The following is a 14330-nucleotide window of genomic DNA, read 5'->3' on the forward strand; positions in this document are numbered from 1 at the left end:
GCGCGCCATGCGGGCTCGGCCTCGAAGCACGCGAACGCGGCGCCGAGCGCCTGTGCGATCGGGCGGTCGACCGCGTTGCGCCGCGCGGGCCGGTCGAGCACGATCGTAGCGAGGTCTTTGTCCTCATTTGCCTCGATTCTCACGTGTTCATTGAAATGCCGAGTGGCTATCATCGTTATGTACCTTGTAGGTCGGGGCCTGCCCGTTGGTATGGGCGGCGTGGCGGCATGCTCATGCAGCGCGATTAATCCGGTAGGCTGTCATGTTTCTTTCACATCCGGCTCGTAGCGTGAGCGCTCTATTTATGCGCTGGCGGCCTTCCGCCAGCTTGCCGAGCCCGCCTTTGTCCTTGCCTTTGCCCACTTCATCATCAACTGATGCGCCGATCTCCGCCGAAACGGTCTGGATCGTGCCGCTAAGCGCGCATTCATGGTACGACCATGTGCGACTCAAACGCGTGTTCGTCACCGACGGCACCCGCCACCAGGTGGTGCTCGTCGATCTTCGCAAGCTGCTCGTCTGCGCCGATCGCGACAACACCGACTATGTGCTCAAGCCGGTCGCCGAATGGCATACGGGCAAGGTGCGCGGGATTCGCGAGTTTCTCGATCCCGAGAGCCCGCGTATTCCGCAGATGCCCTACGTGACGATCACCACGCGCCGCGCGCCGGGGCTGCTCGGCTGGTTCGGTCTCGAACGCGAGGGCGTGGTGGCGTTCCGCAACGGCCAGCACCGCGCGCGCTATCTGGCCGAGGCCGGGGCGCGCTGGTGTCCGGTGGAAGTGCACGAGCGCGAGGCGGCGCTGCTGCGCGAGCTGTGCGGTGCGGCCGACGACGCCCGCACCGCGATTCGCGCGACCGGGCCGGACCGCGACCAAGGCGAGTAGCCCGGACGACCGGTTCGGGCGGGCCTGAAGTTCGCGTCTGAAGTTCCCACCTGACGTTCGCACCTGACGTTCGCGCTTGCCTCTACTTCGCTGCTACCCCGCCGCTTGCACGACGTTGCACGGCGTGCCGGCCTGCCATGCCGCGATATTCGCGAGCGTGGTCTGCGCGATCTCGTTCATCGCCTCGCGCGTGAAGAACGCCTGGTGCGCGGTGACGATCACGTTCGGGAACATCAGCAGACGCGCGAGCACGTCGTCCTGCAGCGGCAGATTCGAGTGGTCCTCGAAGAAGATGCCGCCTTCCTCTTCGTAGACATCGAGCCCGAGATGGCCGAGCTGGCCGTCCTTCAACGCGCCGACCAGCGCGTTCGCCTCGACGAGCCCGCCGCGCCCGGTGTTGATCAGCATCGCGCCGCGCTTCATCTTCGCCAGCGCGGCGCCGTCGATCAGATGGTAGGTGGCCGGCAGCAGCGGGCAATGCAGACTGACGACGTCGGATTCGGCCAGCAGCGTGTCGAGCGGCACGTAGCGCGCGCCGAGCGCGAGCAGGTCGGCAGCGGGCGTGCCCGGATCGTGCGCGAGCACCTGCATGCCGAAGCCCGCCATGATGCGCCCGAATACGCGGCCGATGATGCCCGTGCCGATCACGCCGACCGTCTTGCCGTGCAGATCGAAGCCGAGCAGCCCGTGCAGCGAGAAGTCGCCCTCGCGGGTGCGAGCGACCGCGCGCGGCAGGCGCCGGTTCAGCGCGAGGATCAGCCCGACCGCATGTTCGGCGACCGCATGCGGCGAGTAGGCCGGCACGCGCGCGACCAGCATGCCGAGCCGTTCGGCCGCCGCGAGGTCGACGTGATTGAAGCCCGCCGAGCGCAGCGCGATCATGCGCGTGCCGCCGGCATGAAGCCGTTCGAGCGTGGCGGCGTCGACCGTGTCGTTGACGAACGGGCAGACCACTTCGTAGCCCGCGGCGAGGACCGCGGTTTCGCGATCGAGATGGGATTCCTGGAAATGCAGCTCGTAGCCGTGCGCGGCATTGGCTTCGGTGAACGTGTCGCTATCGTATTGACGGCTGCTGAACAGGATCATGCGCATATCGGACTCCCAAGAAGACATGTTCAGGCGTTTGTTTTCGCGAAATCGGCGCGCGTCAACAATAAGACTGACGGGGCTGCGGAACTGCAATATTGCTTGAAAAGCATTCCGGACGAGGCCTGTTCAATCAGGCCGAAAGAACTCGGCCAGTAGCGGATTATCTTTTCCACGATATTAGGCGACTTCGCGAGGAAAGAGCGACTGTCCGGCGTGCGGGAGATCGTTTCGGCTTGCCACACCGCAACGACGCTGCGCGATCTGGCAATTTTGCCGAGTCGTCGGCTATTCGCATCGCGACGACGTGCTCGACCGGCTGCTCGGCGAATTGCCGGGTGGTGTGAAGAAGGAACTGCACTAGCACGACGAGTCGATCACGACCTAGCCCGACAGGCTCGAGTTCATCGACCGACTCGTCGCCGACAGCCGCATGGTCGCGCTCAAGATGAAGTAACTGTACCGGCGCGCGGGCCGATACAGCACTGCCCAGGCATGCGTGCCGAAAAACTTGCGCAATCGCGCGGTTCGGTGAATGATCGGACGAACGGCCTCGCTGGCTTAACCGCCACGAGGCCGTTCGTTCCCTTGCGCCTGAATATTCACGTACCGATCATGCCGATTTCCTCATCCTCTACCGTTGCTTCGTCCGTCCCCTGTCCGGTTGTCGAGTCGCTCGACGCCATCCTTCCCGAAGAACCGCTGCTGATGATGGGCGCCGGCCCCGTGCCGATTCCCGCCGCCGTCGCCAAGGCCAATGCGATCGTCATCAATCACCTCGGCGGCACGATGGCGAAGGTCGTGAACCAGGTGAAGACGATGGCGCGCTATGTGTTCCAGACGCAGTCGAAGTGGGTGCTCGGCGTCGCGGGACCGGGATCGGGCGCGATGGAGATGGCGATCTCCAATCTCGCGTGGGAAGGCACGCGCATGCTGTGCATCAAGAACGGCTTCTTCAGCGATCGCATGGCCGACATGGGCCGGCGCGTCGGCGCGCGCGTGAGCGTGCTCGAGGTCGCGGACCGCACGGTCGCGAGTCTCGAACAGGTGGCCGAGGCGATCCGCCGCGAGCGTCCCGAGGTCGTGACGGTCGTGCAGGGGGAAACCTCGAACACGGTGTGGAACCATCATCTGAAGGACATCGCCGCCCTCGCGAAGGAAGCGGGTGCGCTCGTGATCGTCGACGCGGTCTGCACCTTGAGCACGATGCCGCTCGAAATGGACGCGTGGGGTATCGACGCGGTGATTACGGGCGGGCAGAAGGGGCTGTCGTCGATTCCGGGCGTCTCGCTGATCGCGTTTTCCGATGCGGCCTGGGCGCGCGTGAAAGACCGCACGGTGCCGAACACGCACTGGTGCCTCGACGCGTCGCTCGCGGAGAACTTCTGGCACAACGCCGGTTATCACTACACGGCACCGGTGTCGGGTGTGCTCGCCTTGCACGAGGCGTTGCGGCTCGTGTGCGCCGAGACGCTCGAAAAGCGCTTCGCGCGCCATCTGAAATGCTCGCTCGCGTTGCAGCAAGGCGTGACGGCAATGGGCCTGCAACTGTATGCGCCGGAAAATTGCCGGCTCAATTCGGTGGTCGGCATCGAGGTGCCGGACGGCCTGAGTCCCGCCGACGTGTGCGCGCATATCTCGCGGCAGCATCAGGTGGAAATCTCGGGCTCGTTCGGTTTGCCGATCGTGCGCATCGGGCAGATGGGCGAGCAGTGCCGCGAACACAATCTGTTCCGCACGGTGCATGCGCTCGGCCGCACGATGGTCGATCTCGGCGTCAAGGTCGATTTGCCGGCGGGCGTGGCGGCGTTGGAGCGGGGGGTGTCGGGGGGACGCTAGGGGGCGCTAAAGGAGCGTCACGGTCGGCCGGGTTTCTCCCGGCTGTATCGCGGGCGCTTGCCGATGCGGCGTGCGCGGCGATGGCGGCCTTCGTGTTCCGCAGGTCCTTCGCATTCGAGAGGCTTATGCGCGCCCCCTCGAAGGCAGCGACTCGTACACGTCGCGAATGCGCCGATAGTGAACGTCGGCGGAGAATTGCTGCTCGGCTTTACGGCGCGCGGCGCGGCCCATATCGTTGCGGCCGCGCTGCGCCCAGATTTTTTCCACGTAGTGCTTGAGCGACGGCACGTCGCGCGGCTCGAATACGTAGCCGTCTTCACCGTGTTCGATCAGTTCCGGTATGCCGCCGATGTTCGACCCGATGACCGGCCGGCCGCATGAAAAACTTTCGAGGATCGAGATCGGGCAATTCTCGTAGGCTTCGGCCGGCAGAATGGCCGCGGCGCTTCCGCCGACGAGCGAGTACAGTTCGCTCCCGCTTTTGAATCCGGTGAAACGGATGTTGGGGCTGGCCGCCGCGAGTGCTCGCGCGTCGGCAAGAAAACTGCCTTCCCCGACGATGACGAGAGGCACGTCCGGCAATTGCCGGAATGCTTCGATCAGCGTGCCGATGCCTTTCGAGCGCTCGATTCTGCCGAAATAAACCATATAGCGTCCGGCTTCGGACTGCGGTACGAATTGTTCGAGATGAACGAAATTCGGCACGACCGTGATCCTGTTCGCATCGATTCCGTTGGCCTGCATTTTCGCGGCGAAGAATCGGCTCACCGCGACGAAGCGATCGATCGCATCCACGCTGCCGAGCCAGCGCGAAACGTAGGCTTCGGACGTCGAGATCGCGCTGCGCAGATAGGAGCCGCGATTGCACCGATGTACCAGCGCGTGCCAGTAGTCGCGCCCGTGGCAAAGCTCGCATGGCTTGCCGTCGCGGCTGCACGTATAGACCGGGCAGATCAGCTTGTAGTCATGGACCGTCTGCACAATGGGAATGCCGGCGTCCTTCAACACGGGAAGAATCGATCCCGTGAGCTTTCCATAATAGATATGCAGATGGGCTACGTCGAATTGCCGCACCGAAAGAAGCGAGCGGAGATTGCGCTTCGCCGCCTGCGAATAATGGAAACGGGCGACATCCATCACCGACGGCGCTTCGAAATCCGCTGCTGCCGGAAAGAACTTCGACCACTCGGAAGGCAGGTCTTTCTCGCTACGCGCGCAGAAAGGCACAACCCCATGGCCGCGCTGCGCGAGCAGTTCGCCGAGGGACAGAAAGTAGCTGTCCGAGCCGCCTTTGATAAAGAAATTCTGCGAGACGTTCAGGATGGTCGAGGGTATCGTCATGGTCGAAGCGTTTTCTGGTGTGGGCGAGGTATTGCGGTAGCGCGCCGGTCCTCAGTCGGATAGATAGCGCTCCGAACTCTCGATATGCCGCGAAAACATGCCGGCCAGAAAGTAGAAAAGCGACATCACGAGGAAGTTGTTCACGATGTTGTCGGAAAAGAAATAGATGAACAGGAAGATCGCGGGTATGGACAGGAAGCGGATTCCCATCCGCCTGACGATCAGAACGTTCATCGCGATGAAGCAGGCCAGCATGCCCGGTCCGAGTTCGAAGAAGAACCGGATGTAGTCGTTGTGCGGAAGCAGCTTGAGATCGGTCAAACGCAAACTGCTCGTGACGCCAAAGCCGAACAGTTGCTGCGTGAGCGAGCCGTCGGCGTAGAGCGTGAACAGATTGATCCAGTGCTTGAGCCGGAAGATCAGCGAAATGTCGCTGGTGCCGACCGCTTCGTAGATCTCCTCGTAGCTCATCGCGCCGAGTCCCCAGAGTCCTCCTGCCTGATCCATCACACGGGACAGCGACGTGAAAGCGACGGTGGCGCGCGTCACGACCTCCAGCTCGCTGCCGAACAGCATCACGAACGCAGCGGCAAGCGAGCCCAGCAAGACAATCCGCAGCACGTTGAAGCCGAGATAGACCAGGTAGAGCGCGAGCAGAATCGCCAGCATCGCGCCCAGCGTCTTGAAGGCGATCGCGCAGGCGAGCAGATAGAGCGTGACGATCCAGTGGCGGGCGCCGCCTAGCATCAGCGTCCACGAACTGACGACGGCAAACAGAATGGCGTTGTTGCGATTGGCGAAGAACGAGAGCGAGATTTCGTCGAGCGGATCGAAGCTCGAACCGCCGTACAGATCCCGCAACGAGAACGCGACGGGCAGTGCGACGAACAGCACGACCATCAGCCTGCCGGGTGCGCGTTCGAGAAAGTCCGCTTCGGTCGTGGTGCCGGCGAGGAAGAACAGGAAAATCGCCAATATTTTCAGGCTTTCGCCGATGTTTTCCTGCCCCGCGTTCAACGTCAGGTTTCCTAGTGAAAAGAACGCGGTGAATCCCAGCAGAATCGTGCAGGTGCGATCGAGCTGATGGATTCTTGTCGCCAGCAGTATGCCGATGTACAGCACGAAGGCGATCGCATAAGCGTCGGAGGCGAGCTTGAGCGCGTCGCTGCCGCCCGAGAGCGACCATATCAGCAGGATGAGGACGTAGCCGAACTCCCAGCGCAGCAGCGACAGATATGAAAAACGCTGGCTCGAATGAGTCAGCCCGGCGGCCGCGTGCAGATCCATCCGGTTTTCGCTGGAATCGTAGGGCGTCGTCATGCCGGCCGGCCTGTCAGGATGTGCCGGCCGGCATTGCGCGAAAAGGCGCGCAAGGCGAACCAGAGATGATCGAGCCGGCTACGATGGCGCACATTGAGTACACAGGCGGCGACCTGGAAGAACAGCAACGTGTAGCGGCAGAGGTCGGCGCGCCGTTCGAGACGTGGCCACAGGAAGTTCCTCAGCCGCTCGGGATCGATCGCCGCCCCCGCCTCCGACCAGTTGAGAAGGGCGACGGCCAGATGGGCGCGCCGTTGCGGTTCGCGCGACGCACGACCGATCTGCGCATCGTGAATCCGGTAGCGAACGAGCGGCTGGGCGATATTGCAGAGCTTGCCGTGCTGCGCGAGCACCGACCACAGGCGGTAGTCCTCGGCGAATTGATAGCGTGCGTCATAGCGCAGATCGTGATCGCGAAGCGTGCGGGCGCGCAGCATGACGCTAGGGTGTCCGAAGCAGGTGCCGAACAGCAGGGCCGCTTTGCACATGGCGTCGTGGCGGGGAAATTGCAGTGATCCGGTGACGGCGCCGAACTTGAGCAGGTCGCTGCCGCAGGCGACCACCGCGGGGTCGCGCTTCAGCACGGCCAGCTGGATTTCGAAGCGCCGCGGCAAGGCAATGTCATCCGCGTCCATGCGGGCGATGAATTCCGCGCTGGCGAGTTCGAGCCCGAAGTTCAAGGCGGCAACGATGCCGCGGTTCGGCGTATTGAAGAGCGCAATGCGCGCGTCGCGTGCAGCGTAGGACTCGACGATCGCGCGGGTGCCGTCGCTCGATCCGTCGTTGATGACGAGGAGTTCGAAGTAGGGCATCGATTGAGCGAGAATCGAGTCGATGGCTTCCGCAATGTGCGTTTCGCCGTTGAACACCGGCAGAACGACGGACACGGCCGGCCGCTGCGCTCCCGCCGTGTTCCGGTTGCACGCCACGTCGACCATCGCGTGATTCATCTGTTTCCTCCTGGGCTCGCGCGAAACCGGAGCCGTGATTCACGTGTTCGGTGATGGCTGGGACGGCTTGCGGGATGTCTGGCCGCGAACCCATGTCCGGGTCGTGCCGAGCAGATGTTTGATACGAAACGCGAGTAATCCGAGCGGGCTCGTCGCGATTTCGAAGCTCTCGTTCGGCGAGACGTTATTGCTGCTCCAATAGACCTTGAACCGCTCGGTGCCGACGCCGAGATCGACGTCGAATCCCCGTTCGAATGCACGCTCCATTTCTATTTCCCTCACGAGCAGGCCGGGCTCGAATTTGGCGTACCGTTTGTCGAAGGCGCCGATCAGGTTGGTCTGGCTCGTTTTGCCCATGCCGATGAGGTTGGCGGCAATCGGCTCTCCGTCGAGCGTGACGATGAACAGGTGAGCTTTCGAGAGCTCGTCGGCTGAATTCAGCAACGCGATGAGATAGCGCTGATACGTGGGCGATGCGAGCCATGTCGACGCTTTTCCCCGGCTCGATGCCCAGTCGCGCTTGGTCGTGAGGATCCACTCGATCCACTTTTCGAAAGAGTCCGAGTCTTCCATGCCGAGTTGCCGGATGACCAGATTGCCTTCTTTGGCGAGCCGGCGATAGCGTGCGCCGGGCAGTTTTTTCTCCAGTCTGCCAAGGCCGGTGCAAAAGGTATTCCAGTCCATGGAACGCGGGAAGACCACTTTCATCGAAATGTCGTTCGACATCGCCATGATCCGCGCATGCCGCGATGCATGTTCATGCAAGGGCGTGCCGGTGTCGACATAGGGCACGATGAAGAGGTCGGCGCTGCAACGCTTGCACGCTGCTTCCCAGGCGCTTGCAATCGCGCGCGATTTATGCGGGCCTTCCGTGACCAGCATGCTGGTGTGCTCGATCGTTCCAGGGGTGAGCGGATCGAGTACGTTCCAGAACAGACGCCGATGGCTGACCAGCGGCCAGACAAGCAGGAGTTTTCCGTTCTCGCGGTAGACGACGCAGTGTAACCGTCTGCCGAGCGGCTGCGCGACCTGGGTCCAGCACAGGAGGCAAACGGTGAAGGCCTGAAAGTGAAGCCCATTGGCCTCGCTCCACAATGCGTCCCATTCGGCTTGCAGCGACTGGAAGACCGCAGGATCGGTCACGACGACGATTTCAGAAGTACTTGCGCCCATGCGCTCTCCTCGCGACGACGCCAGCCTGTCGAGGCTGGCTTCATGTGTTCGTGAACCGGTTTGAGTTGCGCGTCGATCCGGGATCGAATGCCGCGCGGGAATGTCAGCGAGCGCTTATTGATGGTCCTGGCCGTAGTCCTGTACGTATGCGTGAGTGCCGTAACGGCGCGCCAGTTCATAGTTGGCCGCGTGGACCTTGACCGCATTGAGCAGAATGCCGCTGACTTTCGCACCCGATTGCGCGAGGCGCTTGACCGCCGCGTCGATCTCTCCCTTCAGCGTTTCGCCGAAACGCGCGACCAGAAAGATCGTTCCCGCGACGGGCACCATCATGCCGATGTCCGACACGGCGAGAATCGCGGGCGCGTCGATCAGCACCATGTCGTAGTGCCGCGATGCGTACTCGACCGTTTCCGCGAAGCGTCCGCTCGTCAGCAGATCCGCGGCGTTCGGCGGGTAGATGCCGGTCTGCAGCAGATCGAGATTGCGCTGGACGTTTTTGACGACGACGTCCTGCAGCGAGCAGCGGTTCGACAGCACGTCCGCGAGGCCGTCCCCGCGGGCGACGCCCAGATGCTGTTCGAGGCGGCCCTTGCGCAGGTCGCCGTCGATTAGCAGCACGCGCTTGCCGCCTGCGCCAAGCACCGTCGCCAGGTTGACGGACAGGAAGGACTTGCCGATGCCGGGCAGCGGGCCGGCCAGCATGACGACGTTGTTGCGCGCGCCGACGGCGGCGAACTGCAACGCGGAGCGCAACATGCGCAGACTTTCGATCGCGGGATCGTGCGGGTGGCAAGTCGCGAGGGGCAACTGCTGCGGCAAGCCGGCTGCGGCGCGCCGCATGATCGCCGCCTGTTTTTCGCTGAACGGAATTGTCGCGTAGACGCTCAAGCCGGTGGACGATTCGATGTCCTCCGTATCGGTCACACCGCGAAACAGCCGGTCGCGAGCCAAGGCCACACCGGCGCCGAGCAGCAGCCCGCCCATCAGTCCGGCCGCGAGAACGAGCAGTTTCACGGGCTTGACCGGGCGCAGCGGCACCTCGGCTGAATCGACGAGTTGCACGGAGCCCGCGGTGCCCGCGCTGAGCACCTGCATCTCCTGAATCTTGCTGCGCATCGCGGAGTAGAGTTCCTCGCTGATGCGCAGGTCCCGCAGCCGCCGGAGCGCATCCTGCTCGGTGAGCGGCATCTGTCTGATCTTGCCGTTCAGCCGGTTGATGGCCTGCTGCGTCGTAGTGATCTGCTGGTCGATTGCGGTGACGTCGGCGGACGAGGCCGAAAACGTCGCGAGTTTCTGTTCGCGCGTGCGCTGCAGTCCCACGAGTTGCGCCGTTTCGTCCGCGAGCTGTTTGGCGAGCAGATGGCTTTCCTCGCTGATGTCGATGATGCCGTGCTGATTGCGATAGGTGTTATAGGCCGTCTCGGCCTCGTTGACCTGTGCCTTCATCTGCGGCAGTTGTTCGTTCAGACGGGTGAGCGATGCCTTGGCGATATCCGACTTGAGCTTGATGTTCCATTGCAGGTATTGTTCGCCGATTTCGCCGATGGTCTGCGCGATCCTTTGCGGATCGTTGCCTCTGAGCGAGGCCATCAGAATGCCTGATTTATTGCCTTGCTCCGTGACCTTGACAGCTTTCTGCAATTCGTCGACCACCAGTTGCTCCGGCCGGCGCTGAATCATGAACTCTCCACCCGGCGCGCTATGGATTGCCTCGACGAGCAGGGTGATCGGTCCCGCATGCGAGACGAACTGCTCAGCTACGCCGATTTTGCCTGTTACCGCCGCGGGCAGGCCCGGGCCTGTCAGTTCGTACTGGTTGTTTGCGAGCGTCCGCAGACGGAACGTTTTTCCCCGGAATTGCTCGGGCACCTCGAAATTGCTTACCTCGATGGTTTCGTTGCCCCATACGAAACCGCCCAGACCCAATATTCCCGGCGTCGAAAGATCATTGGCCTGCCGTGCGATGGCCGCTCCGATAAGAGGGAAATAGTGGGGTGACGCCTCGATATAGAGCTTCGACTGCGTGACCGCCTTCCATAGAATATTTCGCGAATCGAGTAGTTGAGCTTCGCGTTCGGCGGAGGATTTTTCGTTGAAAGGTCGCGACACATAATTGAGCAGATCTTTTTGAGCGGCCGATGCGGTGTCGCTGGTTTCGTCGATCTTGACCAGAATGTGTGACTCGTACACCGGAGGACTCAGGAACGCGTAGCCGCAGGCGAGCAAAAACACGATGGCCGCGATGGCGCCAATCATGGTTTTGTGACGAAGCAGCGTTTCGAGCAGCGTCGTCATATTTATTTCATCCGGACGCGCGCGAGGTTTGCCGCGTGTCTGCTCTGCCTGCCTCATAGTCACCTCATGGAGAAATGCTGTGCCGCTTCCTGCGGGAAATACACGCGAGGCCCAGCGGATTGAACCGGCGATTGCGCCGGGACTGGCCTCGCAGCATGGATACGGCGTAGTGGGAAGAGCGGATTCCACCACGGCGCAACACTAGCATTGGTATCCGGCCCGCTGTGCGTGCCAAGCCACATTGAACCATCGTTTATGTCGAGCCTGAATCCTTTTAATCCGACAAATTATCTGGCTTTATACGCCATGGCGGAATTTAATATCCTGGATTATTCGTGTGAAAATATGAATGATTTTCCGGGTGGAATGATGATTTGTAATGAAAAATTGACACCTTAATTTTGAGATATAAATTTCATATGAATCAAGGTTAACCCGCCGGGTTGAAATTTGCCGAGGGAAAAGTTCGCTAGCGCACATAGCCGGAAAATGCCGAGGTTCTATGATCGTTCCCGTTTGTTTTGAAGCGGACCGGATAGTAAAAATTAAATCGGCGAGCGGATATCAACGAATGGGTGGCGTAATTCGCATAAGAGTATGAAAATCCCCGGTCTTCCGGTGTTGGGTCCGCCGTATATGGAGTAACGCCGTCTGAAATATCTCTTAAATCAGTCTTCATAATTCCGTGCGGCATATTTCGATTCGCACACGCCGTTCACGAATCGACGCAGGCGCAAATCAAAACTGAAAACGAGACGATCTATCGATCGGGTCGACGCACGTCTGTCGATCCGCTCGGGAAGAAGCAGATGCCGCTCTTCGCTGCTTCCGGCGAACTCGATTCGAGCCGCGCCGGTAGGCGCGCGAGTGGGATCGTCTGCGTGAAAAACAGACGTTGCGCCGCCGCGCGGTCATTTGCGCCCGGAGCTAAATGTATGACAGGCAACAAAACGATCGCCATTCTTGGTACGCGTGGAATACCGGCACGTCATGGAGGATTCGAAACGTTTGCGGAACGGCTTGCGTTTCATTTGCGCGATCATGGCTGGACCGTGACTGTGTATTGTCAGGGCACGAGAGGAATGCGGCAGCCTGTCGACGACACATGGCAGGGCATTCACCGCATCACGTTTCCGGTGAGCCGCGAGGGCGCGGCCGCGACGCTGGAGTTCGACTGGACCTGTGTTCGCGACGTGGTCAGGAGCCGGCCCGGTGTTGCATTGACGCTCGGCTATAACACCGCGCTCTTCTGCTTATGGATGCGGCTGCGCGGCGTAAAAAATATCATCAACATGGACGGCCTCGAATGGCGGCGCGACAAGTGGCGCAAACACGAGCGTGCGTGGCTATGGCTCAATGAGCGCATTGGTTGCTGGGTCGGGGATCATCTGGTCGCCGATCACCCGGTGATTGCAGATCATCTGTCGACGCGCGTGTCTCGCAGCAAGATCACGACCATTACTTATGGCGCGGATCGTATCGAGCATGCCAGTCCGGACCGGCTGAGGGAGTTATCCCTGACTGCGGACAGGTACGGCATTCTGATCGGCAGACCCGAGCCCGAGAACTCCATACTCGAAGTAGTCCGGGCGTTTTCGCACAAACGGCGCGGCGCCAAACTGGTGGTGCTCGGCAATTATGAGCCGGGCAAGCGGCCTTATCACCGTCGCGTGATGGAGGCGGCAAGCGACGAAGTGGTCTTTCCCGGCGCGGTTTATGAAACCGAGATGATACGGTCACTCAGGTATTACGCGAGGTTCTATCTTCACGGACACAAGGTGGGGGGAACCAACCCGTCGCTGGTCGAGGCGTTGGGTGCCGGAAGTGCCATCATCGCGCACGATAACCCGTTCAACAGATGGGTCGCGGGCTCGGAGAACCGCTACTTTTCATCGACGAGCCAGTGCGAACGTCATATCGAAGATCTGTTGCGGGACGATTCGGCGGTCGCGAAAATGCGCGCGGTCAGCCGGGAACGCTTCGCGAGCATGTTTCAATGGTCCGGCATTCTCGACGAGTACGAGACGTTACTGGAGCGCTATTGCGACAATGCCAGCGAGCCGCTGGCATTCAAGCCGCAGAAGCGGCTTTGATTGACGCCGGGTGTCAGTTCTCGGGCGCCGCGCCGGCGCCTTTTGCCCGTTGCAGCCGGTTTGCCGTCGTTTCGACCATTGACTGCGTGTTTCGATAAAGGCGGCGAAACGTCGCGTAGCCGGGTTGCAGCCGGCGTATCTCGAAGCGGCGCACCAGCTTTCCGCCAAATCCGGACAGGAAGGTGAGGATTCCCTGGCTTGAGACCCCATCGAAATCGAATACCAGCTGCCGTTCATGCGCCAGCCGGATGGCTGACCAGATGAGAAGGCTGACCGCACCGCCATGCGTATCCTGTCTGCGGGAGCACAGCAAATAATAGAGCGCGGTGTCGTCGAACACGACGGCAATCGCGGCCTGCAATACGCCGTCCTTGCTGTAGCAGCCCAGCATCTTGCCCGCGTCGCGCCCGACGGCCTGAGCAAGCAGCGCTCTCATGACCGCCGAGCCGTAAATATTGCGTTGTTGACGCGCCGCGAGATTGGCGTCGTAGAAGCGGACGAATTCATCGGCGTCGAGTATTTCCTTGACGCTCAACTGTTCCGAAGCGCGGCGAATCACATTACGCGTATTCGCGCGCATGCGAGCCCAAACCTCCGGCTCGGTTTGTTGCGGAAAAATTCTCAGCGTGAAGTTGACGAGTACCGTGAAGCGGTTAAAGGTAAAGGCAATCGCTTCCGCTTCCGAAACATCCGGGTCCAGCAACTGCTCGAACAGATCGCAGCCAGGTAGCTGCCGTATCAGCTTGTCGCAGACGTTGAAGCGGTGCCGCCATTCATCTTCGGCATGACCGGTTGACGATCTGATGACGGGGCCGAGGCAGCGAGTGAGCGGTGGCATTTCGGAGACTTTCCAGAACCCCTTTTTAACGAGCGTATAGGGCATTTCGCCGATGACCTCGTTATTCTCCACGACTTTGACGAGATGCCAATTGCCGCCTGTGGCGATGTCGAGCCACCACGGTTCGTGAAAGATCGAGTGTCCAATGAAGCTGGGCCGGGATTTCTGAGCGGGCCGGACGATATCGGCTCCGCTTTGCGCGATCCCGGGGTTCATGAAATGCTCAGTTGAGTTGATTAGCGGAAAGCGATCGATAGCCATTGGGTGCTGTGCTCACTTGTGCGGTTTACGAACAGCGAATCCAATACATGTCTGGAAGTTCACACGCGCCACGCCAGGCTTCGGACATGGATTCTATTTGTCGTGCTCCTCATTTCTTCTTGTCGGAGACGTAGCGGAATGACTGCGTGAATTCTATTACGTTTGCCTGTCATAAAGAGTGCGGAATCGCACGATGGAATGGAGGAATAGCGCACTGGGAAGCGACACCTTATTTAAGCATTCCA

Annotated in this window: 11 protein-coding genes and 1 pseudogene; 3 read left to right on the forward strand and 9 right to left on the reverse strand. The window is 61.0% G+C overall.

The features are described from left to right. Together GXB81_RS31530 and GXB81_RS31535 are read right to left on the reverse strand one after the other, a co-directional pair. A pseudogene (locus tag GXB81_RS31530) lies at positions 1-173 on the reverse strand (enoyl-CoA hydratase); the annotation flags it as partial. Between the two features lie 58 nt (positions 174-231). Then, positions 232-453, reverse strand: a complete 222-nt coding sequence (locus GXB81_RS31535) for a hypothetical protein (RefSeq protein ID WP_240158658.1) — start codon at positions 451-453, stop codon at positions 232-234. Between GXB81_RS31535 and GXB81_RS22620 the strand changes: the two genes are divergently transcribed. After that, positions 356-886, forward strand: a complete 531-nt coding sequence (locus GXB81_RS22620) for a hypothetical protein (protein ID WP_240158637.1) — start codon at positions 356-358, stop codon at positions 884-886. The two genes, GXB81_RS31535 and GXB81_RS22620, sit on opposite strands and share 98 nt — an antisense overlap. Before the next feature lie 93 nt (positions 887-979). Here the strand turns inward: GXB81_RS22620 and GXB81_RS22625 are convergent, their stop codons facing one another. Then, positions 980-1978, reverse strand: a complete 999-nt coding sequence (locus GXB81_RS22625) for a 2-hydroxyacid dehydrogenase (RefSeq protein ID WP_205990378.1) — start codon at positions 1976-1978, stop codon at positions 980-982. Positions 1979-2587: 609 nt separating this feature from the next. Between GXB81_RS22625 and GXB81_RS22630 the strand changes: the two genes are divergently transcribed. Then, positions 2588-3811, forward strand: coding sequence for an alanine--glyoxylate aminotransferase family protein (locus GXB81_RS22630; protein WP_205990369.1), 1224 nt, complete (start codon positions 2588-2590; stop codon positions 3809-3811). A gap of 123 nt (positions 3812-3934) precedes the next feature. Here GXB81_RS22630 and GXB81_RS22635 read toward each other — a convergent pair whose 3' ends face one another. From GXB81_RS22635 to GXB81_RS22655, 5 genes are all read right to left on the reverse strand, one after another. Beyond that, complete coding sequence (locus GXB81_RS22635) at positions 3935-5152, reverse strand: glycosyltransferase family 4 protein (protein WP_167036190.1); 1218 nt, start codon at positions 5150-5152, stop codon at positions 3935-3937. A gap of 51 nt (positions 5153-5203) precedes the next feature. Beyond that, entirely contained in the window at positions 5204-6472 is a 1269-nt protein-coding gene (locus GXB81_RS22640; RefSeq protein ID WP_167036193.1) for a hypothetical protein, read from the reverse strand. After that, positions 6469-7422, reverse strand: a complete 954-nt coding sequence (locus GXB81_RS22645; protein ID WP_346777815.1) for a glycosyltransferase family A protein — start codon at positions 7420-7422, stop codon at positions 6469-6471. Before GXB81_RS22645 ends, GXB81_RS22640 begins: the two co-directional genes overlap by 4 nt. A gap of 39 nt (positions 7423-7461) precedes the next feature. Beyond that, complete coding sequence (locus GXB81_RS22650; RefSeq protein WP_167036199.1) at positions 7462-8595, reverse strand: GNAT family N-acetyltransferase; 1134 nt, start codon at positions 8593-8595, stop codon at positions 7462-7464. 114 nt (positions 8596-8709) lie between these two features. After that, positions 8710-10893, reverse strand: coding sequence for a polysaccharide biosynthesis tyrosine autokinase (locus GXB81_RS22655; RefSeq protein ID WP_205990371.1), 2184 nt, complete (start codon positions 10891-10893; stop codon positions 8710-8712). 809 nt (positions 10894-11702) lie between these two features. Here GXB81_RS22655 and GXB81_RS22660 point away from each other — a divergent pair. After that, positions 11703-12986, forward strand: a complete 1284-nt coding sequence (locus tag GXB81_RS22660; protein WP_240158604.1) for a DUF1972 domain-containing protein — start codon at positions 11703-11705, stop codon at positions 12984-12986. 13 nt (positions 12987-12999) lie between these two features. Here GXB81_RS22660 and GXB81_RS22665 read toward each other — a convergent pair whose 3' ends face one another. Further along, entirely contained in the window at positions 13000-14040 is a 1041-nt protein-coding gene (locus GXB81_RS22665; protein WP_205990372.1) for a GNAT family N-acetyltransferase, read from the reverse strand. Positions 14041-14330 lie beyond the last annotated feature (290 nt).

The sequence above is a fragment of the Paraburkholderia sp. Ac-20336 genome, assembly GCF_017105025.1.
In the GTDB taxonomy this organism is placed as follows: Bacteria; Pseudomonadota; Gammaproteobacteria; order Burkholderiales; family Burkholderiaceae; genus Paraburkholderia.